Source organism: Maricaulis parjimensis (assembly GCF_016817355.1).
Classification (GTDB): domain Bacteria; phylum Pseudomonadota; class Alphaproteobacteria; order Caulobacterales; family Maricaulaceae; genus Maricaulis; species Maricaulis parjimensis.
In genome coordinates this window covers 150,120-173,185 of sequence record NZ_JADOTT010000002.1, presented here as the reverse complement: position 1 = coordinate 173,185, position 23,066 = coordinate 150,120, and the positions used below count along the sequence as shown (strand labels likewise).

Sequence of the window (23,066 nt, the reverse complement as noted above, 5' to 3'; positions counted from 1 at the left end):
GAGATTTAAGCCGTTTTGCCTAGTCTTCGGCGCCTGAGATCAGGAACGGGGAGACATCATGACACTTCAAAAGACGGCCTGCGGATTGGCGCTGCTCGTACTCGGCTTGGCCAGCCCGGCCCAGGCGCAAGACTTCCGGCAGCCCAATGGCGAGTTTTTCCAGATGGGCCGCGTCGGTGGCAGCACAGATGACGACCCGACTTATTTCTTTGCCCAATTCCAGGCCGCCACGGACGGCAGCCAGTCTGGAATTGTCCACATGAATGCCGCCGGGGAAGACATGCTCGGCATGTGGACGATCGACCCTGACACCGGGGCTGTCACGATTGATATCGGATTTGGGGCCGAAACCCATTGCGAGAGCTGGCCCGTCTACGAGCCTGGCGAGACCATCAGTTTCGACCCGCCCTCGGAGAAGAATTGCTGGGTCGGCACCAATCATGCGCCCTATGTCCACAGCATGATCTATGAGGGTCAGCGATAGCCACACTCCGGCGAGAGAACAAAAAGGGCGGCACCGCATGGCGGGCCGCCCTTTTTCTGTATCCGGCCTGTCTCCGGTCTAGAAAGTCCGCCGCAAGACGACCTTGTCGCCGCGCTCCTCCAGCCGGGATGCATACTTGCCCTCATCGATCACGGCGCCAGAGTGCACACAGTAGACCGTGCGGGCTTCGGAAATGCGCGGCCAGTGAATGAAGTCATACAGCACGGTCTTCAGACCGGAGGAAACATTCACTTCCAGCGAGCCCAGGCTCTGACCATAGGCCAGATTGTTCTGGAACATGCCCTCTTCGCGCAACCGCCCCAGGGCAGCCATGAAGTCTCCCCCCAGGAAGTCCTTCACATTGCGGCCCTCCGCCTCATGGCGGGCCAGGCCGAACAATTCCAGCGCCCCGCGGGACACGGCCTTGATCATGCCCATGCTGTCAGTGACGAATTCGATCGACGGATTGAGCGTGACCAGATCGACCCAGGTCGGGGCGGGTGCCACCACAAAGGCGTCCTGCACCAGTTCCGCCATGCGGCGTTTGACCCGTTCGGGCGGTTCGCTGTCGCCATTCTCCCAGCGGGATATCATCGCCTGGGTGACACCCAGATCGGCTGCCAGTGCAGCCTGCTTGAGGCGTTTGGACATCCGGAAATTCCGGATCACGGACGGCCAGTTCACCTTGCTGGACGAGACCGACAAATTCATGTCCTGAACCAATTGCGTCCCCTCCAGGACTTATTCAGCGAGCACTTTGCCTGTGTGACCGGTCAGATTGCGCCGCAGACGATCAAACTCCGCCTGCCCAATCTTCGCGCCTGTCAGCATCCAGCGTATCTCGCCCTCTTCTCCCCGATGCGGCCAGTGCAAACCGTGCACACAATGACTGACCACATGCCCATTCTTGTCGACAAAACAGTACTTGTCAGCACTTTCAACGCTTTCGGCCGTTTCGTCAAAAAATCCCGTCCTTTTTAGACGACGGAAGAGTTGCGGCAGATCACCCCGGAACAGATCATCCAGATGCTGCCCCTCTATTTTGGCGGCCGGGCGATCCAGCAGCCGGGCCAGCCCCAGGCTGATGGTTTCCACCTCGCCGAAAGGGTGGATGACGGCCGCAAGGCCGGGTTGCTGGGCCACATGACTACGCCAGTCAACCAGCGGAATTGCCGCCTCGGACGCCAGCAAGGCCCGGATCCGCTGCTGCATGACCGGGCTGGGATCCACCAGGCCGGCCTCCCACCGGGAAATCATCGCCTGGGTGACACCCAGATCCGCGGCCAGGGCCGCCTGTTTGATGTTCTGGGTCAACCGGTAGCGACGCAGCTGGTCGCGCCAGTCGGTCGGGGGTTCGGAAGCCTGGGATCGACGCGCCATGTCAGATCGCCTTCCGGATCACACGGGGCCCACCCAACCGGGTCCGGACATCCCGGAACACGCTGCGCGACACGGCCGCGCCCGAGAACAGCCAGACGATCTGCGGCCCCGACAGGAAGGAGGGCCGGTGGAGACCATGCGTCATGACGGTCTTGCGCGATCCGTCCGGCGCAAGGAAGTCCAGCCTGTCCATGCTCTCTGCGGACGCCACACGCCCCTCAAAGAAGCCGCTGGCCTCCAGCGTGTCGAACAGATCGACCAGATCACCGGAGAAGGCTTCGTGCAGGTAACGCCCTTCGACATCATGGCGGCGGCAGGCCAGGGCGCGTTGCAAGCCCTGGCTGGCACGCAGGATGCGGCCGGCCCCGTTGATCACGGCCACAACGGAGGGGTGCTGACCGATCCGCTCGAGCCAAACCGACCGGGTCACAGAGGCATGCGCCTGCCAATAGAGGTCGAAAATGCGTTCCTGGATGCGTGCGCTGGGCGCGGCCGCACCGGATTCCCAGCGCGAGATCATGGTCTGGGTCACACCCAGATCGTGCGCCATCGCAGCCTGTTTGAGGCTTTTGGAATGGCGGTAATGTCGGATCACGGACGGCCAGTGAATGACCGAAGTTTCCGTTGGAGCAAATACCTGATTCATCAGCGCAACTCCGTTTTGACGGGGCGCCGGCCGCGACAGGCTCTGAGGTTCTAAAATATAACCGAATGGGGGCTGAAGGCAAGATTTGAAGCCTGACAAAACCAGGCGAGACACCTAACCCCCTGAAGCTTCGCAACAGTTTTGTGAAATTGTGCCGGCAGGCCGCATTGCTGATTGATCAGTGGAGCCTGGACTTGCTACCTGCCAGCGGGCTTCCCAACGGACAGGGTTTCATCATGACAGATATCTCGCTTGCGGCCTGGATATTCTCGATCGTCGGCTTTCTGATCGCGTCCTATTCCATCGTCGCCAATGATGCGATCCAGACGCTGGGAACCTTCCTCAGCTCCAACTCGAAACGCTCCTGGCTGATCCTCTGGGCCTATGCCTGTTCCATCATCGTCGCCGTGATGATGTGGGGCTATTTCGCCGGGGGACAGGATATCGCCTTCGGCCGCCTCAACTCCCTGCCCTATCCGGAAGCCGGTGTGCAGTGGTGGCATGCCATTCCGCCGCTCTTCCTGCTGATCCTGACCCGCTATGGCGTTCCGGTTTCGACAACCTTCCTCGTGCTCACCATCTTCGCCCTGACCGGCGGTGCGGAGACCGAAGGCGTGCTGCCCAAAATGCTGACCAAGTCGGCCCTGGGCTATCTCGTCGCCATCGGCGCGGCCTTTGTGATCTATCTGCTGATTTCGCGCTTTTTCGAACGCTGGGTGCACAGCACCAAGGACAAGCCGCATCATCCGCTCTGGTTCCTGGCGCAATGGGGCTCCACCGCCTTCCTCTGGTCGCAATGGCTGATGCAGGATCTGGCGAACATCTTCGTCTTCCTGCCGCGCACGACCGAGCTGGTCCCGGTGCTGGAAAACGGGGTCCCGCTGATCCAGGACGGCGCCGCCGTGCTGGAAACCCAGGTGACCTTCTCGCCGCTCCTCCTGGTCTTCGCGACCGGGGTGATGCTGGCCCTGCACGCCATCATCTTCGCGACGCGCGGCGGTGAGATCCAGAAGATCGTCCTCTCCAAGACCAATACGACCGACATCCGCGCTGCAACGCTGGTCGACCTCTTCTACGGGATCATTCTTTTCATCTTCAAGGAATTGAACGACATCCCGATGAGCACGACCTGGGTCTTCCTGGGCATGCTGGCCGGGCGCGAAATCGCCATCGCCTATGTCGCCGGGCTGCGCAACCGGATGGAAGCGATCTGGGATGTCGCTTCCGACGTCATCCGTGCCGGGATCGGTCTCGTCATCTCCGTAATCCTCGCCATTTTCCTGCCGGCCATGGCCCGCGGCGAGCTGGGGGCGCTGATGAGTGACCTGCCCGGTTATGTCGGCCACGCGCTGGGCCTGTCCTAAGGACTCATTAATTATGAGTGCCGTGTCAGGTTCCGTTTTTCTACAAGGAAAACGGGGACTAACAGGGGACAAGGCTTCAAGAGACATGGATTGGGCAAAAACCGTTCGGGCCCTGCGCCTGCGTCTGCGCCTGAAACAGGGCGCGATGGCGGAACTCATCGGCGTCAGCCAGACCTATATCTCCCGGCTTGAATCCGGCCTTGTCGAACCGGCACCCCATGTCGCCGAAGCGATCAATGCCCTGTCGAGCAATCCGCGCACGCGCAGCACGTTTGACGATTTCCTCGCCACCATCCGCTACAGCCCCTTCCCCGCCTTCCTGGTCCAGCCGGAACCGGAGAACGGCCGCTATACCGTGGAAGCCGTCAGCGCCGGTATTGATGATGATTGCGTCGCCGACATGACGGACCTCGCCGAGTGCGAAGCCCTCGCCCCGCTGCGCGAGCAGATCGACACGATCTGCCAGTCCGGTCTGCGCAATGGGGAAGTGCTCAGCGCCACAGCCTTCTGGTGCGATGCCCGCTCGCCGCGCCGATACTGGGCCACCCGCTACACGCCCGTGCGCGACGAGGCCGGACAGTGCTTCCTGCACGGCACGCTGAGCGAACAGAACGCCAATGACCATGCAGAGAGCGTCCGCGAGGCGGGCTCCGACCTGGTCATTGAGCGTTTCGGGATCAGCGCCTAGCGATAGCGTTTCTGAAGTGAGGCCAACGCCGCCTTGCCCGGATTCAGGGCCTCATAGGGCAGCTGGTTGAGCGGTTTCTGCGGCAGCTTGTTCGCCGCATGCATGTCCGGCATGTCCTCATTGAGATAGAGAAGGCCGGTGCGGATCTCGCCATCGCCCCCATTCATCATCAGGGTCTCAATCGCCTGCGCCTTGTCGCGCGGATCATAGTCCGTATCCGTTTTGCGCAGGCGCAGCTCGCCGCCATCATGCAGCGTCACGCGCATCGCGCCATCATCAGCATATTCGCCCGTGATTTCCTCGGCATGGGCCACGAAGTCCGTATGCACGAGCGGGTGATAATACTTGTAGGTATGGGCATAGCTCTTGGTCGAGCCGGCATGGTCATTGAAGGTCACGCAGGGCGAGATCACATCGATCAGGGCAAAACCCTTGTGCATCAGCGCCGCCTTCACCAGCGGGACCAGCTGCGACTTGTCGCCCGAAAAGGCCCGCGCCACGAAGCCCGCCCCCAGCGTCAGCGCCTGGATGCAGGGATCGATCGGCGTCTGCTCGTTCGGCACGCCCTTTTTCGTCGTTGAGCCGATATCCGCCGCGGCCGAGAACTGCCCCTTGGTCAGCCCGTACACCCCGTTGTTTTCCAGGATGTAGAGCATGTTGAGATTGCGGCGGATTGCGTGCGCGAATTGGCCAAAGCCGATCGACAGACTGTCACCATCGCCGGAAATCCCGATGTAATGGAGATCGCCATTCACCGCATTCGCGCCCGTCGCCACGGAGGGCATGCGGCCGTGCACGCAATTGATGCCGTGGGACTGGCCCATGAAATAGGCCGTCGTCTTGGACGAACAGCCGATGCCGGACACCTTGGCCGCGCTTTCCGGCGCCAGGCTCAACTCCCAGAAGGCCTGGACCAGGGCCGCGGTGACCGAGTCATGGCCGCAGCCGGCACACAGGGTCGACATCGAGCCTTCATAATTGCGGACCGTCAGACCCAGCTTGTTCTTGGGAAGGTGTTTGTCGATGAAGGGTTTCGGCATGGAGGTCATGCGGCGTCTCCCAGCGTGTCGAGATAGGCGGTGATGCCCTCGACGATGAATTTCGGATTGGCGGCCATGCCGGCATAGTCCAGCACGGGTACCAGCTTGTCCTTGGGCGCATCGGTCTCGTTCACCAGCAGGGTGCGCAGCTGCGCATCGCGGTTCTGCTCGACCACGAAGACCTCGTCATGCTCGGCAATGAAGGCCTCGACCTCGGTATTGAAGGGGAAGCCCCGCACGCGGAGATAATTGAGGTTCACACCCTTGGCCGCGAGCTGGTCCATCGCCTCGATCACGGCACCGTCACAGCCCCCGACCGAGATGATCGCCCGGCTGGCCGGCGCATCGCAGCGGCGCACGACCGGCCCCGGCACGGCATCCGCCGCGCTCTTCCACTTTCGCACCAGGCGGTCGACGACCTCCTTGTACTCATCAGCGTCCTCGGTATAGCCGCCCTTCCAGTTATGGCCGGAACCGCGGGTGAAATAGGCGCCCTTGGGATGCACGCCCGGCAGGGTGCGGTAGGTGATCCCGTCACCATCCTTGTCCTCATACCGGTAGAATTTCTCGATAGCCTCGAGTTCATCCTTGTTCAGCAGTTTGCCGCGATCGGGCTGATAGCTGTCATCCCACTCAAACTCCGGGACCATCCAGTCATTCATGCCGATATCCAGATCGGTCATGAAGAAGACCGGCGTCTGAAAACGTTCCGCCAGATCGAAGGACTGGACCGCCATCTCGAAGCATTCCTTCGGATTGGCCGGGAAGACGAGGATGTGCTTGGTATCGCCATGGCTGGCATAGGCCGCCAGGGTCAGATCGCACTGCTGGGTGCGCGTCGGCAGACCGGTCGACGGTCCCGCCCGCTGTACATCGAACAGCACCACCGGCACTTCGCCATAATAGGCAAAGCCGATGAATTCGCTCATCAGGGAAATGCCCGGACCGGAGGTCGGCGTGAAGGCGCGCGCGCCATTCCAGCCCGCCCCGATCGCCATGCCCACCGAGGCCAGCTCGTCCTCGCCCTGCACGATGCAGAAATTCTTCTCGCCGGTTTCCTTGTCGACGCGGAATTTCTCACAGAAGGATTTGAACCCGTCCATCAGCGAGGTCGACGGCGTGATCGGATACCAGGCCCCGAATGTCGCGCCGGCATAGACACAGCCCAGCGCCGCGGCCGTATTGCCATCGATCATGATATGGCCGGCCGTCGCATCCATCCGCTCGACCTTCAGCGGCAGCGGATCGGGGAAGTGCTCACGCACATAATCCAGACCGATATTGATGGCCTTCATATTGGCCGTGATCAGATGTTCCTTGGTGCCGAACATCTCGGTCACCAGCTCCTTGATCACCTCGACATCCAGACCGGTCAGACCGGCCACGGCGCCGACATAGGCCATGTTCTTCATCAGCACGCGCGTGCGGGCATTCTCGAACGCCTCATTGCACATCCGCGCCAGCGGTACGCCGATCGCGGTGACATCCTCACGCGTGTGAAGATCCGGCCGCGGCCAGGTTGAGTCATAGAGCAGGAAACCGCCCGGCGAGACCTCGGCGAGGTCCTGTTTGTAGGTCTCCGCATTCATCGCGACCATGAATTCCGCCGTGCCGGACCGCGCCATATAGGCGTCCTTGGTCAGGCGGATCTCATACCAGGTCGGCAGACCCTGAATGTTGGACGGGAAGAGGTTCTTGCCCACCACGGGCACGCCCATGCGGAAGATCGCCTTCATCAGCAATCCGTTGGCCGAGGCCGAACCGGTGCCGTTCACATTGGCGATCTTGAGGACGAAGTCGTTCACACGCACTTCGCTGGCCGTTTCGACGAGATCTTTCATTCCGCCGCTACCTTCCCGGCTTCATTGTCGACATGCGGAATGAAGATGTCCGCATCCTGCATGTCCCAGGCCGCCGTCGGGCAGCGCTCCGCGCACAGGCCGCAATGCAGGCACAAATTCTCGTCCTTGATCATCACCCGCCCGGTATCCTTGAGCGGCTGCGAGACAAAGAGCGCCTGCTCCTTGTTGGCCGCCGGCACTTTCAGGCTCGCCCGCAAAGCCGCTTCCTCGCCATCCGGCACAATGGCCAGGCAGTCGACCGGACAGATATCCAGACAGGCATCGCATTCCTTGCAGAGCGGCGCCTCGAACACGGTCTGCACGTCACAGTTCAGACAGCGCTGGACCTCGGTCTTGATCCGCTCGGCATCAAAGCCCAGCTCGACTTCCATCTTGCGATTGGACAGGCGTGCCTCGAGCTCCACCAGCGGCATGTCGCGGCGATGCGAGCCATCATAAGCGTTGGAATACATCCACTCATTCACGCCCATCTTGGCCGAGGCCAGATTGACGCCTCGCGGCAGGCGGTCATCCAGCGCCTCGCCCTGGCAATGCTTGTGGATGGAAATCGCAGCCTGGTGGCCATGCTCGACCGCCCAGATGATATTCTTCGGACCAAAGGCGCTGTCGCCGCCGAAGAACACACCCGGCAGGCTGGAGGCATGGGTCGTCTCATCGACCACCGGCACACCCCACTTGTCGAACTCGATCCCCAGATCACGCTCGATCCAGGGGAAGGCATTCTCCTGGCCGATCGCCAGGATGACATCATCACACGGGATGATCGTGGTGCCGGCCTTGCGGGTTTCGGTGATCTCGCCGTCCTCATCGAGCTCGTATTCCATGAGCTCGAATTCCATCCCGGTCAGCTTTCCGTCTTCGACGACAAAGCGCTTGGGGGAGTGGTTGACGATGATCTCGACATTCTCGTCCTCGGCATCCTCCAGCTCCCAGGGGGAGGCCTTGAAGAATTGCCGCGGCTTGCGCGCCATCACCTTCACATCATCCGCGCCCAGGCGCAGCGAGGTGCGGCAGCAATCCATCGCGGTATTGCCGACACCGATGATCAGGACGCGCTTGCCGATCTTGGCGACATGCTCGAACGCCACGCTTTCCAGCCAGTCGATACCGATATGGATATTGGCATCGGCCTCGTCGCGGCCCTCGATCCTCAGGTCCTTGCCCTTGGGCGCGCCGGACCCGATGAAGACGGCATCATAGCCCTCATCCATCAGGCCTTTCAGGCTCTCGATCCGGGAGTTTAGCCGGATTTCCACGCCCATATTCTCGATATAGCCGATCTCCGTATCCAGCACCTCTTCCGGCAGGCGGAAGGAGGGGATGTTGGAAATCATCAGCCCGCCGGGACGGTGATGCGCCTCAAAAACCGTGCACTCATACCCCAGCGGCGCCAGATCATTGGCGACCGTCAGCGAGGCCGGACCGGCGCCGACGAGGGCGATTTTCTTGCCATTCGTCGCGGCCGGCTTTTGCGGCACGAGATGGCTCACCTCGTCGCGATTGTCGGCAGCCACGCGTTTCAGCCGGCAGATCGCCACCGGTTCCTCTTCCACGCGCCCGCGCCGGCAGGCCGGTTCGCACGGCCGGTCGCAGACACGACCCAGAATGCCGGGAAACACGTTCGATCGCCGGTTGACGAGATAGGCTTCGGTAAATTTCCCCTGAGCGATCAGGCGGATGTATTCGGGAACCGGCGTATGCGCCGGGCACGCCCACTGGCAATCCACGACCTTGTGAAAATAGTCGGGATCGCGCGTATCGGTCGGCTTCATTCTCCTCACCCCGGGCATTGGCCCGCAACTTGTTGCGCGAGCCGCGAGAAGGGCCCGCCTTTTCTTGCACGCATTCTCACATCCGTAACGCGCAGCGGGTCAAGCGAATTCCCTTGTAAAACCACCTGATGTGAACGGGTTTGTTTGCAGCTGATAGTGAGTTGCACGGCCTTTCCTCCCCATCCCATGGGGAAGAAAGCCCCCGCCCTACAACTCATCGACCGAATGCTCATGCACCCGCGCCTCGCTCCTCAGCCAGGCAATGAACGCCTCGGCATCAGGGCTCAGCGGCCGGTTGCGCGCGGTCACGATGTGATAGGCGGAGCGCACAGGCGTCGTACCGTCGGCAAACAGGGCTACCAAACGGCCTGAGGCCAGATCATTCTGTGCCAGCGCGCGTTTCGCCAGCGCCACGCCGCGCCCGGCCACGGCGGCATCGATCACGAGAGCCGACTGGTTGAAGCGCACGCCCCGCGCGGTGTCGACGCCGCGGACATTGCGGGCCTTGAGCCAGGAAGCCCAGTCGGCGCCATCCACCTCGGTTTCCGGCGAGGCGTCATGCAACAGGGTCTGGTCGGCCAGATCGCGCGGGCGCCGCAGCTCCACCCCGCCCCGCAGCAAGTCCGGCGAGCAGACCGGCAGGACTTCCTCGGGCAGGAGGGCTTCCTCATTCAGCGTCATGTCGCCGCCCGGCCCATACCGGATGCCCAGATCGGCCGCTCCGGCGGAGAGATCGACCCGTTCCGAGGTCGCCGCGATCCAGACTTCCAGCTCCGGATGGTCCTCCTGGAAACGGAACAGGCGTGGGGCCAGCCATTTGCCGGCAAAGGAGGGCGCGACCGAGACCGTCAGCGCCCGGCGCTGGACCGGTTGACGCATCAGCGAGACGGCGCGCTCCAGGGTTTCAAAGGCTTCCGAGGTCACATTGGCCGCCGCCCGGCCGGCCTCGGTCAAGCTCAACCCCCGGCCCTCGCGCACGAAAAGCGCGGTTCCGACATGCTCTTCTAGGGAGCGGATCTGCTGCGAGATCGCCCCCGGCGTCACCGCCAATTCATCGGCGGCTCGGGCAAAGCTTTCCAGTCGCGCAGCGGCTTCGAAGGCACGCAGCGCATTGAGCGGGGGAAGGCGGGAGGAACGGGCCATGGAATCAGTTTAGATTTTCTAATCTGAAATGCCAAGAAACGTCGTTTGAAATGGGGGCATCGAATAGAAATATTGCGAGTGTCGCGCCACGAAGGCGCAGGATCGGATGAGTTTTGATGCGTGTCTTTCCAGCCTCCATTCCCCTAGATGGGCGCACGGTGATCGTTGTCGGGTCAGGCCCGATGGCGGAGCCGAAGGCACGCCTCTTCGCTCGCTCCCCCGCCCGGTTGCTGTGGTTCACCGGCGCGGATAGCGGTCCTGTTGCTTCGGATATCGCCCAATATGCGGAGATTTTACGCCGGATGCCGACCCGGCGGGACCTTCGTGGCGCGGCTCTTCTCTTCATCGCCGGTTCCGATGACATCCCGGTCGAGGCCCTGGCGCGGACCGGCCGCCGCCTGGGCATCCCGGTCAATATCGTCGACAGCCCGGCGGCCTCCGATTTCCAGACCCCGGCCATTGTCGACCGCGACGGCATTGTCGTCTCCATCGCCTCCGGCGGCGCAGCGCCCGTCCTCTCCGTCGATATCCGCGCCGCCATCGAACAGCTTCTGCCGGCCCGCATCGGCACCCTGTCGGACCTCGCCCGCGACCTGCGCGGAACGGTGAAATCCGTTCTGACGAAATTCGAGGACCGCCGCGCCTTCTGGGAAAAAGCCCTGCGCGGACAGGCTCGTGATCTCGCCCTGTCGGGCGACAAGTCCGGCGCCCGCCGCGAAATGCTCCGCCAGCTCAATGGCGAGACGAGCCCGCGCGAAGGCATCGTACATCTGGTCGGTGCCGGTCCGGGCGATCCCGACCTGCTCACGATCAAGGCCGCCCGCCTTCTGCGCGAAGCCGATGTCATCGTCCATGACCGTCTGGTCAGCCAGGGCGTAATGGATCTGGCCCGCCGCGACGCCCACCGTATCGATGTCGGCAAGACCAAGGGTCATCACCCGGTCCCGCAGCAGGAGATCGGCGAAATCCTGGTGCGCGAGGCCGCCAAGGGTCAGCGCGTCGTCCGCATCAAGGGTGGCGATCCCTTCATTTTCGGCCGCGGTGGCGAGGAGATGGACGTCGTCCGCGCCGCCGGTATCCGCGTCGAGATCACGCCCGGCATTACCGCCGCCATGGCCTGCGCCGCCTCCGCCGGCGTGCCGCTCACCCATCGCGATCATGCCCAGTCCGTCACCTTCGCCTCTGGTGTGGTGAAACAGGATGGTCCGGATGCCGATTACCGCGCCCTGTCCGCCGCGAACTCGACCAGCGTCTTCTATATGGGCGTCGGTGCCGCACCGCAGATTCAGCGCAAGCTGATCGAGGCCGGTCGCGACGCCGCCACGCCGCTCGCCCTGATCGAGAACGGCACGCATGACAATGAACGCCGCGTTTTCGGCACGCTGGGTGAACTGGCCGATCTGGTCACCCGCCACGCCATCACCGGCCCCACCATCATCATCGTCGGCGAGAGCGTCGCCATCGCCGCCGCTCACGCCACAACGACCGACACGCAAACCCTGCTGGAGCAGAGCGCATGAAAACGATCACAGCCAACCGCCTCACCGATGGCCGGGTGATCTATCGCACCGCCGAAGGCGAATGGACCGAAGAGCTGGCCCGCGCCGAACGACTGACCGATGACGCCGTCGCCGAAGCCCGCCTGGCCCAGGCCGAGGCCGAGCCGGCCATCGCCGTTGGTCCCTATCTGATCGAGATCGAGGCGGACGCGCCGGGCGGCCAGAAATGGCGCCGCGAAGGCATCCGCCTCACCGGCCCGACGACGGGCTCCACCAAAGTCACGAATACCAGCCGCAAGGCCGCCTGATTTCCATGTACAAGTACGACACATATGACCACCAGATGGTGCGCGAACGGATTGCCGAATTCCGCGACCAGGTGGAGCGCCGCATTGATGGCCGCCTGACCGAAGACCAGTTCAAGCCGCTGCGCCTGATGAATGGCGTCTATCTGCAGCTGCACGCCTACATGCTCCGCGTCGCCATTCCCTATGGCACGATGAACAGCGCCCAATTGCGCGTGCTCGGCCGCATCGCCCGCGATTATGACAAGGGCTATGGCCATTTCACCACGCGCACGAATATCCAGTACAACTGGCCGGCCCTGACCGATATTCCGGACATTCTGGACGAGCTCGCCGCCGTCGAGATGCACGCCATCCAGACCTCGGGCAATTGCATCCGCAATGTCACGACCGACCCGTTCGCCGGCGCCGCCGCGGACGAGCTGGAGGATGGCCGTCCCTGGGCAGAGATCATCCGCCAATGGTCGACCTTCCACCCGGAATTCACGTTCCTGCCGCGCAAGTTCAAGATCGCCGTCAATGGTGCATCCGAAGACCGCGCCGGTCTGCGCGTCCATGATATCGGCCTGCAACTGGTGAAGAATGAGGCCGGCGAAACGGGGTTTGAAGTCTGGGTGGGTGGCGGCCAGGGCCGCACGCCGCGCCTGGGTCACCGCATCCGCGACTTCCTGGAACCGCGCGACCTGCTCTCCTATCTGACCGCCATTCTGCGCGTCTATAATCAGCATGGCCGCCGCGACAATCTCTACAAGGCCCGGATCAAGATCCTGGTCGAGGCCCTGGGCCCGGAAGAATTCGCGCGCCAGACCGAGGAAGAATGGGCCGAGATCCGCGACAGCAATCTCGTCCTGCCGGCCGAAGAAATTGCCCGCATCCGCGCCTTCTTCGACGCACCGCCGGCCGTCTCCGGCAGTGCCATTCCGGCCACCGGCCGGGCCGATTTCGCCCAATGGCTGCGCCGCAATCGCCGCGATCACAAGGTGGAGGGTCTCTCCAGCATCGTGATCTCCTTGAAGCCGATCGGCGGCACGCCGGGTGACATCACCGATACCCAGCTGGAAGCCGTCGCTGATCTGGCCGAACGTTTCGGCTTCGACGAAGCCCGCGCCACGCCGGACCAGAATCTGGTCCTGCCGCATGTCCGCAACAGCGATCTGGAAGCCGTGTTCGACGGTCTCGTCGCCGCCGGTCTCGCCACTGCAAATGCCGGTCTGGCCACCGATATCGTCGCCTGCCCGGGCCTGGATTATTGCGCCCTGGCCAATGCCCGCTCCATCCCGATCGCCCAGTCGATCTCCAACCTCATCGAGGCGGAAGGCCTGTCCGACCAGGTTGGTGATGTGACCATCAAGATCGATGGCTGCATCAATGCCTGTGGCCATCACCATGTCGCCCATATCGGCGTGCTCGGCGTCGACAAGCGGGGTGAGGAATTCTACCAGATCACCCTGGGCGGGAATTTCGGCAAGGACGCTTCGATCGGCAATATTGTCGGCAAGGGCCTGGCCGGAGAAGACGTGCCGGCTGCCATCGTGCGCGCCCTCAACACCTATCTGGAAATCCGGAACGAGAAGGAACGCTTCATCGACACGCTGCGCCGTGTCGGTCCCGACGCGTTCAAGGAGTCCATCTATGCTGCAGCTTGACCGCAAGACCGTGACCCGTGACGTCACAAACGCCCAGCTCGAAGCGGGCGGCGGCACGATCGTCGAAATCGCCGGCGATACGCCCTGGCAGGACGCCGCGACGCAGATCTCCGGTGCTGTCCAGGTCGATATCCGCTTTCCCAGCTTCAAGGACGGGCGCGGCTTTTCCCTCGCCACCCTGCTGCGCGAACGCGCCGGCTATACCGGCCATCTCCGCGCCGTCGGCGATCTGATCCCGGACCAGGCGCAATATCTCCACCGGGTCGGCTTTGACGATGTCGCCCCGGAACGCACGGATCTGGAAGAGGACTGGGCCAAGGCCAAGGCCCGCTTCACCCATGCCTATCAGCCGGCCCAGGACCGGGTCACCCCGATCTTCGGACAGCGGGTCTCCGCGCCCAAGGACGAGCTCGCCGCGCTGAATGCCCGCTATCGCGGCGCTGATGCGATCGACATTCTGCGCGACGCCATCCGCAATCAGTGGACCGGCCGGATCGCCATCCTCTCCTCCTTCGGGGCTGAAGCCGCCGTGGGTCTGCACATGATCGCCCAGGTCGCGCCGGACACGCCGGTCATCTTCCTGGATACCGGCCGCCTCTTTGCCCAGACCGAGCAATACCAGCGCGCCCTGAGCGAACAGCTCGGCCTGACCAATATCCGCATGGTCCGCCCGCAGGCCGAAGAGGCCACCGCCGAGGATCCGGACGACAAGCTCTGGCAGCGGGACCCCGATGCCTGCTGCGCTCTGCGCAAAGTGCGTCCGCTGGACAATGTGATCGGCGAGTACGATGCGCTGATCACCGGCCGCAAACGCTTCCATGGCGGCGAACGCATGGCCCTGCCCGTGGTGGAACGCCTGGATGGCCGCATCCGCGTCAATCCGCTCGCTTCCTGGTCCGCCCAGCAGGTCACGGATTATTTCCAGCGCTACGATTTGCCGCGTCATCCGCTCAGCGATATGGGATATGCCTCGATCGGTTGCTGGCCCTGCACCGCGCCGGTCCAGGATGATGATGATGTGCGCGCGGGCCGCTGGTCCGGCCGCTCCAAGACCGAATGCGGCATCCACACCCCCTCGCGGATCGCCGCCGAATAGTTTGAAAGGACACGCTGTCGTGTCTCACGTGCTCGACCTGATCGGCCAGACCCCGCTGATCCGGCTGGACGGCCCGTCGCAGGCCACCGGCTGTGAAATCCTGGGCAAGGCCGAATTCCTCAATCCGGGCGGTTCCGTAAAGGACCGCGCCGCCCTCAATATCGTGCGCGAGGCGGAAGCCTCCGGCGCGCTCAAACCCGGCGGCACGATCGTCGAGGGCACGGCGGGCAATACCGGGATCGGGCTGGCCCTGGTCGGCGGCGCGCTGGGTTATGAGGTCATCATCGTGATGCCGCGCACCCAGTCGGACGAGAAGAAACAGGTCATCCGCTCCCATGGCGCCCGCCTGATCGAAGTGGATGCCGCCCCCTTCTCCAGCCCCAATCATTTCGTCCATTATTCGCGCCGCTTGGCCGAGGAGCTGAACGAGAGCCGCGAAGCCGGAGCGATCTGGGCCAACCAGTTCGACAATCTCGCCAACAAGCGCGCCCACACCCTCACCACCGGCCCGGAAATCTGGGAACAGACGGATGGCAAGGTGGATGGGTTCATCTGCGCCGTCGGCTCCGGCGGCACGCTGACCGGCGTCGCCGAATACCTGCGCAGCCAGAAGCCGGACGTGAAGATCGGCGTCGCTGATCCGGCCGGTGCGGCGCTGCATGCCTATTACACAACCGGTGAACTGAAGGGCGAAGGCTCCTCCATCACCGAAGGCATTGGCGTCAACCGCATCACCGGCAATCTGGAAGGCCTCACAGTCGACCATGCCTACCGGATCGAGGATGCGGAAATGCTGCCCATCCTGTTTGATCTGGTGAAGTCCGAGGGCCTGTCCCTGGGCGGCTCTGCCGGGATCAATATCGCCGGCGCCATCCGCCTGGCGCGCGATCTGGGCCCGGGCCACACCATTGTCACCATGCTGTGTGATGCCGGCTCCCGCTATGCCGGAAAGCTCTTCAATCCCGAATTCCTCTCCAGCCGGGGCTTGCCTGTCCCGCCCTGGGCCGATACCGAAGCGCCGCGCGCGACGGCCTAACGCCCACAGCCGCACGAGATTATGAGTATGAATGCCATGACGACGCCCACGCCGGCCCGCCCGGCCAACACCATCTCCGCCAAGCCGGGTCCCTTCACCGTCGAGACCGTGCTCGAGGTGAAACACTATACCGACCGGCTGTTCTACTTCCGCATCACGCGGCCGGACGCTTTCCGCTTCCGCTCGGGCGAATTCATCATGATCGGCCTGCCCAAGGAGGACGGGAAACCGCTCCTGCGCGCCTATTCCCTGGCCAGCCCCTTCTGGGACGAAGCCCTGGACTTCTACTCCATCAAGGTCGCCGACGGCCCGCTCACCTCGCGCCTCCAGCACATCCAGCCGGGCGATCAGCTCCTGCTCGGCAAGAAGCCGACGGGCACGCTCGTCCTCGACGCGCTCAAGCCAGGCAAGCGCCTGTACATGGTCTCCACCGGCACCGGCATCGCGCCCTTCGCCAGCCTGATCCGCGACCCGGAAACCTATGAGAAATTCGACGAGGTCATCCTCACCCATACCTGCCGCGAAAGCGATGAACTGGTCTATGGCAATGAACTGGTCGAAGCCGTCAAATCCGACGAGCTGATCGGTGAGTTCGCCCGCGAGAAACTCGTCCACTTCACCTCTACCACCCGCGATGACGGGCCGGTGAAGGGCCGCGTCACCGACATGATCAATTCCGGCGAACTCTTCGAACGCCTCGGCGTCCCGCCGCTCAACCCCGAAGTCGACCGCGTCATGATCTGCGGCTCCGAAGGCCTGCTCAAAGACACCAAACAGATCTGCCTCGACCGCGGCTTCATCGAAGGCTCCAACGCCGCCCCGGCCGACTTCGTCGTCGAAAAGGCGTTCGTCGCGACTTAAGACGGGCTTTCATCCTCGCCCTTGATGGGCGAGGGACAACCGCCGCCTTATCCCCACCCCCGCAAACCCGACCTAGACTCTTCCCACTGTCCCGGCCCCGGCGAGCTCACCGGATCGGGACAGGGTGGCGCTGAGGCGGGTCCGGCCGGACCGTCGCTTAATCCGCTTCACCGGGTTGCAGACGGTCCTGCGGGACATCTCGACTTTCTTCAAATCCAGACACCCCGCCGGATCGTCTGCAATGCCCAACAGGGCGCTAGGTCCTCGCCCTTGATGGGCGAGGGGGACCGCGCGCATGCGCGGTCGAGTGGGTGACCGGCCAAAGCCGGAAACGCGACGCGTTTCACACCACCCCATTGACTCACACATAAACATATCTTTATACGTGAAGTGCGCCGATTTGATGTTCAGCTTGCGGGCGCGGAATAAGTACGGCTAAAGCGGAGCATCGGTAGGCATGCAAAGGGCTATTCACGCCCGCCTTCCCTCTCCCGCAATCGGCGTCCGTGCTGTCCGCGCAAGTGGATTTCGTCATGGCAAACCTTGCGGCCCTCGAACTCGATCGTCCTGAAACCGCCACCCGCCCCGCCCGTCTGCGCGTGGTCCTGCTGGGTTGCGGCACGGTGAATACCGGTGTGCTGGACGCGCTCGAGCTCATGCCGGACCGGATCGAGATTGCCGCCGTGGTGACGCGCCGCCGCCGTCCGGGCCAGACCGGCCGCACCGCCTGGCTGACCGATATCCGCGACGCTTTCGACACGGGGCCCGATCTCGTCATTGATGGCCTGCCCGATTGCCCGGCCGCCGAGAAAGCCCTCGACCTCGCCGTCGAGCGCGGCATCCATGTCATCTCCGCCAACAAGGCCGTGATCGCCCGCCGTCCCGACCTGGAAGCCCGCGCCCGCGCCAAATCCACCCGCTTTGCCTATTCCGCCGCGGTCGGCGGTGGCGTGCCGGTTCTGGAAACCGTGCAGCGCCTGACCGCCGCCGGCGAGACCATTGCCAGCGTGCGCGGTGTCCTCAACGGCACCTCCAATTTCGTGCTGGGCCTGCTGGAACAGGGTGTCGGGTTTGATCAGGCCATTGCCGCCGCCCAGGCGGCCGGTTTCGCCGAGGCCGATCCCAGTTCCGATATCGACGGGCTGGACGCGGCGGCCAAGCTCGCCCTGATCGCGCGCAAAGCCTATGGCATCGCCCCCGATGCCCTCGCCATCCCCGCCGACAGCCTGCTCTCCATCGAGCCGGGCCAGGTCTGCGGCGTCCGCGAGAACGGGCTGCGCTATCGCCAGGTCGCCGAGCTGTCGCGCACCGAAACCGGCGAGATCGATGCCCGCGTCCGCCTCATCGCCCTGCCGGAAACCCATCCGCTGGCGCGCACCGAGAATGAGGAAAACGCCGTCGAGATCACATGCGAGAGCGGGCTGAAAATCCAGCTCCATGGCAAGGGCGCCGGACAAGTGCCGACAGCCGGATCCGTCCTCGCCGATATCCGCGACCTGCTGGCTGCCGGAGAGGGTTGATGGCCGTGAAGCTGGAATGTCTGCCCTCCACCCGCTGTCGGGACATCACCACGATCGCCTTTGCCGAGACCGGGTCTCCGGTGAAGGTCACCGGACGGATTGCCGGCCCCGATCACGGGCCGGCCATCCTCGTTCTGGGCGGGATCTCCTCCGGCCGGATCGTCGCCGACAGCGAGACCGAGACCGGCTGGTGGTCCGACCAGGTCGGGCCGGGACGCGCCATCAACACGCAAGAGCGCCGGGTCCTCTCCTTTGACTTCATCGGCGATGAACTCACCCCCTTTCCGACCACACAGGACCAGGCCCGCGCCATCCTCGCCCTGGCCGATGCGGCGGATGTCGAGCGCTTCGACATTGCCGGTTCCTCCTATGGCGGCATGATCGCCCTGGCCCTGGCCAGCATCGCGCCGGAACGGGTCGGCAAGCTCCTCGTCATCTCCGGTGCCCATCGCGCCAGCGCCATGGCCCAGGCCTGGCGCTCCATCCAGCGCGACACGGTCCAGCTGGCCCTGCGCCTCGGCGATGGCGCGGCCGGTCTCGACCTGGCCCGCCGCCTCGCCATGACCACCTATCGCACGCCGGACGAGCTGGAAGAGCGTTTCTACAATCCGCGTCCGGGCAGCCGCGACGAAGCCGGTATCGCCGCCTATCTGGAAGCGCGCGGCCGCGCCTATGTCGAGACGATGACACCGGAACGCTTCCTCGCCCTCTCCCATTCCATGGACACACACCAGGTCGATCTGGCCAGCATCAAGGCCCCGGTCACCTATGTCGCCGTTGCCGAAGACCGGCTCGTGCCGCTCGACCAGATGGAAGAGGCCACCGCCGCCACGCCGCAGGGCCGGCTGAAAACCAAACATTCGCGCACCGGCCATGATGCCTTCCTCACGGAACCGGCTATCGTGTCCGAGACGATCACGGAATTTCTCAAGGACTGACATGTCGGACGAACAACGGACCAAGGCGATCCGGGCCGGATTGAATACCGACCGGAGCTGGAACGCCGTCATCCCGCCGCTTTCCCTTTCCACCGCCTATCGGCGCGAGGACCCGGCCATCCAGCCGGCCTTCGACTATGCCCGGACCGGCAATCCCGGCCGCTCCCTCCTGGCCGATGCGATTGCGGAACTGGAAAATGCCGCCGGGGCGGTGGTCACGGGATCGGGCATGTCCGCCATCGATCTTCTCCTGCACGATCTGCCTTTCGGCGCGCGGGTGATCTGTTCCCATGACGCCTATGGCGGCACGCGCCGCCTGCTCGATGCCCGCGCCCGCGGCGGCCGCTTTGTCCCCGTCTATGTCAACACAGCCGATCTGGACGCCGTCGCCAATGCCCTCAATGAGGATGCCGCCCTCATCCTGGCGGAAACCCCGTCAAATCCGCGCCTGCGCATCACCGACCTCAAAGCCCTGGCCAAGCTTGCCCGCAATGCCGGCTGCGAGCTGGCCGTCGACAACACGGTCATGTCGCCCGTCCTCCAGCGCCCGCTGGACTGGGGGGCGGATTATTCCGTTCAGTCCATCACCAAGCTGATCAATGGCCATTCCGACATGGTCGGCGGCGTCGTCTGCTGCGCCGATCCGGAACGGGTGGAAACCCTGAAATGGTGGGCCAATTGCGTCGGCGTCGGCGCCGCCGCCTTCGACAGCTATCTCGCCCTGCGCGGCCTGCGTACCCTGCCCCTGCGGGCCAAGGCCCAGTGCGAAACCGCCCTTGAAATCGCCCAATGGCTCGACGCCGATCCCCGCATCGCCTCCGTCGATTATCCCGGCCTCAAATCCCATCCCGGCCATGACATCGCCCAACGCCAGCAGGACGGTTTCGGCCAGCTCATCTCCCTCCAGCTCGCCCCGACCGCGCCCAGCGCGAGGGACGTCGTCTCCACCCTCGACATCTTCACCCTCGCCCAATCCCTGGGCGGCGTCGAAAGCCTCTGCTGCATCCCCGCCCTCATGACCCACGCCTCCATGTCCCCCGAAGCGCGAGAGGAGGCGGGTGTCCCCGACACGCTGATCCGCTTGTCGGTCGGGCTGGAGAGCGCGGGCGATCTGATTGGGGATTTGGATAAAGCGCTGGGTGGGGCTGGTTAGTAAAAACAAACGCATTTCCCCCGGAAGAAGTTCCGGGGCCCACCAGCCTTGTTCTCAAGCGATGAGTTTCAAGCCGGTCCCGGACAGCGCTGACGCGCTTCCGGGAAAAATGCATTGATCTTTGCCCGGCGACCGCCTGAATACACCAATTGTCATCCCGGCCGAATGGCCTGCGAAAGCAGGCCGCAGAGCCGGGACCCATAGCCCCAGGCCAAGCCCGAAAGCAGGCTCAGCCGATTTCGCGAGCTGGAAACACACCGGGCGTATGGGGCCCGGACTGGAGTTTATCCCTGCGAAGGCAGGGACCTGGCCTGCGCCGGACATCCATCCGGGATGACAAGTGTTTTAATGGGTGTGTGTCCCTATTTTCTGTGTGTCCCTATTTTCTTTTCATTTTGTAGGTCCACATCAAATCACGGCCATATCTCGCGAATGTCACGGCGATCCGAAGCTCGTTCGATTTTTTCATAGTCCAGATTGAGCAAATTCATGGCGTAGGCACTGATTGCTTCAACGTCGTCGCACCCTGCGTACAACGCCATCAAGAGGGTACGCCCACGCGCTTCAACATGAACGCCCCCCCACCTCAAAGAGTCAGACCGATAGACACGATACATGGCCTCGTTGGCCGCCTCATTCTGCCGAAACGACACCGCCACGGCGCAGTCCTCCACCTCGCGACCGAAAGCGGTTCGATAAGCCGGTCGCAGGTAATTATGAGTGTTGGCAAAATTGCGCAGTCTGACAGCTAAGAAATTCTGGTCTTCACCATCATCAAAACAATTCAATACCCATCCAGTGGAATTCGATATCGAAACTATTTCCCTGGAACTCTGACAATCCTCTCGAGAATAGAAGCCTACGACATTTCCCGAACGAAACGCGATTGATGCATCAAGCCCAACCCAATCGGCCAAATTTTCGTCGAGGCTCTGGATTCGAGCAAAGCTCAGCTCCCCACCTGCTCGAATGTCTGCCTGAGAGCCACAGCCAACAAGCAGAAGCGGGCTAAACGCGAAAGCTAAGGCCGCTTTAAATTTTGACATATATTTCAATGGGATTCGCGCTCCAACTTTCATTGGGAAAACAGATTGAAAAAGCAGGGACACCCCGTCCACAACCTACCCCTCCCCCGTCAACACCCGCCCCACGGCCTCCGCCCAACCCGCCCGGCTGGCCGCACGCACATCCTCCGCACAATCCGGCGCGAATGCCCGGTCCTGCTGCCAGAGCACGCGCCCCGCTTCCAGATCCTCGAAAATCCCCGCGCCAAGCCCCGCCAGGAAGGCGGCGCCCCAGGCTGTGGCTTCGGACTGGACCGGGCGGACGACTTCGATGCCGGTCAGGTCGGAGAGGCGTTGCAGGAGGGCGTTGTTCCGGGCCATGCCCCCATCCACGCGCAGGCTTTTGGCCGACACGCCGTCGGCCGCGATGGCGTCGAGCAGGTCGCAGGTCTGGTGCACCACGGCATCCAGCGCGGCCGCCGCGATCTCGGCGCGGCCAGAGCCGCGGCTCAGCCCCACAAGGGCGCCGCGGGCCTCGGCATCCCAATAGGGGGCGCCCAGACCGGTGAAGGCCGGCACCAGATAGACGCCGTTGTCCCGATCCGCCGAGGCGGCCAGCGCCTCGATTTCCGAGGCCTTGGCGATCAGGCCGAGCCCATCGCGCAGCCATTGCACAATCGCCCCGGCTGACAGGATGGAGCCTTCCACCGCATAGACCGTCTCCCCGCCGATCCGCCAGGCAATCGTGGTCAAAAGCCGGTTCTTGGAGAGGACCGGCTCGGTGCCTGTATTGATCAACAGGAAGGCGCCCGTGCCATAGGTCGATTTCATATCGCCCGGCGCCAGACAGGCCTGACCGATGGCCGCCGATTGCTGGTCGCCGGCGACACCGGTGATCTCCAGCGGAACACCCAGCACGCTTGTCTCGACCGATCCGAAGCTGCCGGCACTGTCGCGCACGTCCGGCAGCACTTCGGCCGGCACATCGAACATGTCCAGCAGGACCGGGTCCCATTCATTGGTGTGGATATTATAGAGCGCCGTCCGGCTGGCATTGGTCGCATCGGTCGCATGAACCTTGCCGCCGGTCAGGTGCCAGATCAGCCAGGTGTCGACCGTGCCGAAGGCGAGCTCGCCCCGCGCCGCCCGGTCGCGGGCACCTTCAACCTGATCCAGGATCCAGGCGATCTTGGTACCGGAGAAGTACGGATCCAGGACCAAACCGGTGCGGTTTCGAACCTCATCCTCACCCCTCGTGACATTAAGATGCGCACATTGTGATGCCGTTCTGCGGTCCTGCCAGACAATGGCATTGTGGATTGGCTCACCGGTCTTGCGATCCCAGACCAGCGTCGTCTCTCGCTGGTTCGTGATGCCCAGGCAGCTGATTTTATGGCCTTTTTTCTGGGCCTCTTTCAGCGCTTCGCGGGCGGTGGCGCGCACGGTCGCCCAGATCACGTCCGGGTCATGCTCCACCCAGCCGGAGTGGGGATAGATCTGCGGAAATTCACGCTGCGCGACGGCGACGATCTGGTAGTCCGGCGTGAAGATCACGGCCCGCGAACTCGTCGTTCCCTGGTCGATGGCCAGAATGGCTGTCGGCTTGTCCATCATGTGTCCTCCCCCAAT

Annotated in this window: 21 protein-coding genes; 12 read left to right on the top strand and 9 right to left on the bottom strand. The window is 63.4% G+C overall.

Going from position 1 to position 23,066, the window contains the following annotated elements; translation table 11 throughout:
* Positions 1-58 precede the first annotated feature (58 nt).
* On the top strand, positions 59-484 hold the full coding sequence (locus tag I0K07_RS04350) for a hypothetical protein (RefSeq protein WP_203291607.1): 426 nt from the start codon (positions 59-61) through the stop codon (positions 482-484).
* 78 nt (positions 485-562) lie between these two features.
* On the opposite strand, the gene I0K07_RS04345 is transcribed toward I0K07_RS04350, so the two are convergent.
* The 3 genes from I0K07_RS04345 to I0K07_RS04335 are packed head-to-tail and all read right to left on the bottom strand — an operon-like array spanning position 563 to position 2,510.
* Positions 563-1,195: a helix-turn-helix domain-containing protein gene (locus I0K07_RS04345; RefSeq protein WP_203291606.1), complete on the bottom strand. Its 633-nt coding sequence runs from the start codon at positions 1,193-1,195 to the stop codon at positions 563-565.
* Between the two features lie 30 nt (positions 1,196-1,225).
* The gene (locus I0K07_RS04340) at positions 1,226-1,864 is read right to left on the bottom strand and encodes a helix-turn-helix transcriptional regulator (RefSeq protein WP_275297429.1); all 639 of its coding nucleotides are present in this window, start codon (positions 1,862-1,864) and stop codon (positions 1,226-1,228) included.
* A 1-nt stretch (position 1,865) separates the two neighbouring features.
* Positions 1,866-2,510, bottom strand: a complete 645-nt coding sequence (locus I0K07_RS04335) for a helix-turn-helix transcriptional regulator (protein WP_203291604.1) — start codon at positions 2,508-2,510, stop codon at positions 1,866-1,868.
* A gap of 236 nt (positions 2,511-2,746) precedes the next feature.
* Between I0K07_RS04335 and I0K07_RS04330 the strand changes: the two genes are divergently transcribed.
* Both I0K07_RS04330 and I0K07_RS04325 read left to right on the top strand, forming a co-directional pair.
* On the top strand, positions 2,747-3,874 hold the full coding sequence (locus I0K07_RS04330; protein WP_203291603.1) for a hypothetical protein: 1,128 nt from the start codon (positions 2,747-2,749) through the stop codon (positions 3,872-3,874).
* Positions 3,875-3,959: 85 nt separating this feature from the next.
* Positions 3,960-4,562 (top strand): helix-turn-helix domain-containing protein, encoded by a 603-nt coding sequence (locus I0K07_RS04325; protein WP_203291602.1) that lies wholly within the window; start codon positions 3,960-3,962, stop codon positions 4,560-4,562.
* Here the strand turns inward: I0K07_RS04325 and I0K07_RS04320 are convergent.
* From I0K07_RS04320 to gcvA, 4 genes are all read right to left on the bottom strand, one after another.
* Complete coding sequence (locus I0K07_RS04320; RefSeq protein ID WP_203291601.1) at positions 4,559-5,611, bottom strand: 2-oxoacid:ferredoxin oxidoreductase subunit beta; 1,053 nt, start codon at positions 5,609-5,611, stop codon at positions 4,559-4,561. The genes I0K07_RS04325 and I0K07_RS04320 overlap by 4 nt on opposite strands.
* Positions 5,608-7,443, bottom strand: a complete 1,836-nt coding sequence (locus tag I0K07_RS04315; RefSeq protein WP_203291600.1) for a 2-oxoacid:acceptor oxidoreductase subunit alpha — start codon at positions 7,441-7,443, stop codon at positions 5,608-5,610. Before I0K07_RS04315 ends, I0K07_RS04320 begins: the two co-directional genes overlap by 4 nt.
* The gene (locus tag I0K07_RS04310; protein ID WP_203291599.1) at positions 7,440-9,236 is read right to left on the bottom strand and encodes an FAD-dependent oxidoreductase; all 1,797 of its coding nucleotides are present in this window, start codon (positions 9,234-9,236) and stop codon (positions 7,440-7,442) included. The genes I0K07_RS04315 and I0K07_RS04310 overlap by 4 nt, the downstream gene beginning before the upstream one ends.
* Before the next feature lie 207 nt (positions 9,237-9,443).
* Entirely contained in the window at positions 9,444-10,379 is a 936-nt protein-coding gene (gene gcvA, locus I0K07_RS04305) for a transcriptional regulator GcvA (protein WP_203291598.1), read from the bottom strand.
* Positions 10,380-10,495: 116 nt separating this feature from the next.
* Here gcvA and cysG point away from each other — a divergent pair, with 116 nt between their 5' ends.
* From cysG to I0K07_RS04260, 9 genes are all read left to right on the top strand, one after another.
* Positions 10,496-11,899, top strand: coding sequence for a siroheme synthase CysG (cysG, locus tag I0K07_RS04300; RefSeq protein ID WP_203291597.1), 1,404 nt, complete (start codon positions 10,496-10,498; stop codon positions 11,897-11,899).
* Positions 11,896-12,186 (top strand): DUF2849 domain-containing protein, encoded by a 291-nt coding sequence (locus tag I0K07_RS04295; RefSeq protein ID WP_203291596.1) that lies wholly within the window; start codon positions 11,896-11,898, stop codon positions 12,184-12,186. Before cysG ends, I0K07_RS04295 begins: the two co-directional genes overlap by 4 nt.
* A gap of 5 nt (positions 12,187-12,191) precedes the next feature.
* Positions 12,192-13,829: a nitrite/sulfite reductase gene (locus I0K07_RS04290; protein WP_203291595.1), complete on the top strand. Its 1,638-nt coding sequence runs from the start codon at positions 12,192-12,194 to the stop codon at positions 13,827-13,829.
* Positions 13,816-14,925 carry a phosphoadenylyl-sulfate reductase gene (locus tag I0K07_RS04285; protein ID WP_203291594.1) on the top strand — a complete coding sequence of 370 codons (1,110 nt, stop codon included), beginning with the start codon at positions 13,816-13,818 and terminating at the stop codon, positions 14,923-14,925. Before I0K07_RS04290 ends, I0K07_RS04285 begins: the two co-directional genes overlap by 14 nt.
* A gap of 19 nt (positions 14,926-14,944) precedes the next feature.
* A complete protein-coding gene (locus tag I0K07_RS04280) occupies positions 14,945-15,961 on the top strand; it encodes a cysteine synthase A (RefSeq protein ID WP_338041017.1) in 1,017 nt (338 codons plus the stop codon).
* A 36-nt stretch (positions 15,962-15,997) separates the two neighbouring features.
* Entirely contained in the window at positions 15,998-16,822 is an 825-nt protein-coding gene (locus I0K07_RS04275; protein ID WP_203291592.1) for a ferredoxin--NADP reductase, read from the top strand.
* A gap of 533 nt (positions 16,823-17,355) precedes the next feature.
* Complete coding sequence (locus I0K07_RS04270) at positions 17,356-18,342, top strand: homoserine dehydrogenase (protein ID WP_203291591.1); 987 nt, start codon at positions 17,356-17,358, stop codon at positions 18,340-18,342.
* Complete coding sequence (gene metX / locus I0K07_RS04265) at positions 18,342-19,280, top strand: homoserine O-succinyltransferase MetX (RefSeq protein WP_203291590.1); 939 nt, start codon at positions 18,342-18,344, stop codon at positions 19,278-19,280. The genes I0K07_RS04270 and metX overlap by 1 nt, the downstream gene beginning before the upstream one ends.
* A 1-nt stretch (position 19,281) precedes the next feature.
* Positions 19,282-20,433 (top strand): trans-sulfuration enzyme family protein, encoded by a 1,152-nt coding sequence (locus I0K07_RS04260; protein WP_203291589.1) that lies wholly within the window; start codon positions 19,282-19,284, stop codon positions 20,431-20,433.
* A gap of 413 nt (positions 20,434-20,846) precedes the next feature.
* On the opposite strand, the gene I0K07_RS04255 is transcribed toward I0K07_RS04260, so the two are convergent.
* Positions 20,847-21,551 (bottom strand): hypothetical protein, encoded by a 705-nt coding sequence (locus I0K07_RS04255; protein WP_203291588.1) that lies wholly within the window; start codon positions 21,549-21,551, stop codon positions 20,847-20,849.
* Between the two features lie 3 nt (positions 21,552-21,554).
* Positions 21,555-23,048, bottom strand: coding sequence for a glycerol kinase GlpK (gene glpK / locus I0K07_RS04250; RefSeq protein ID WP_203291870.1), 1,494 nt, complete (start codon positions 23,046-23,048; stop codon positions 21,555-21,557).
* Between the last annotated feature and the right edge of the window lie 18 nt (positions 23,049-23,066).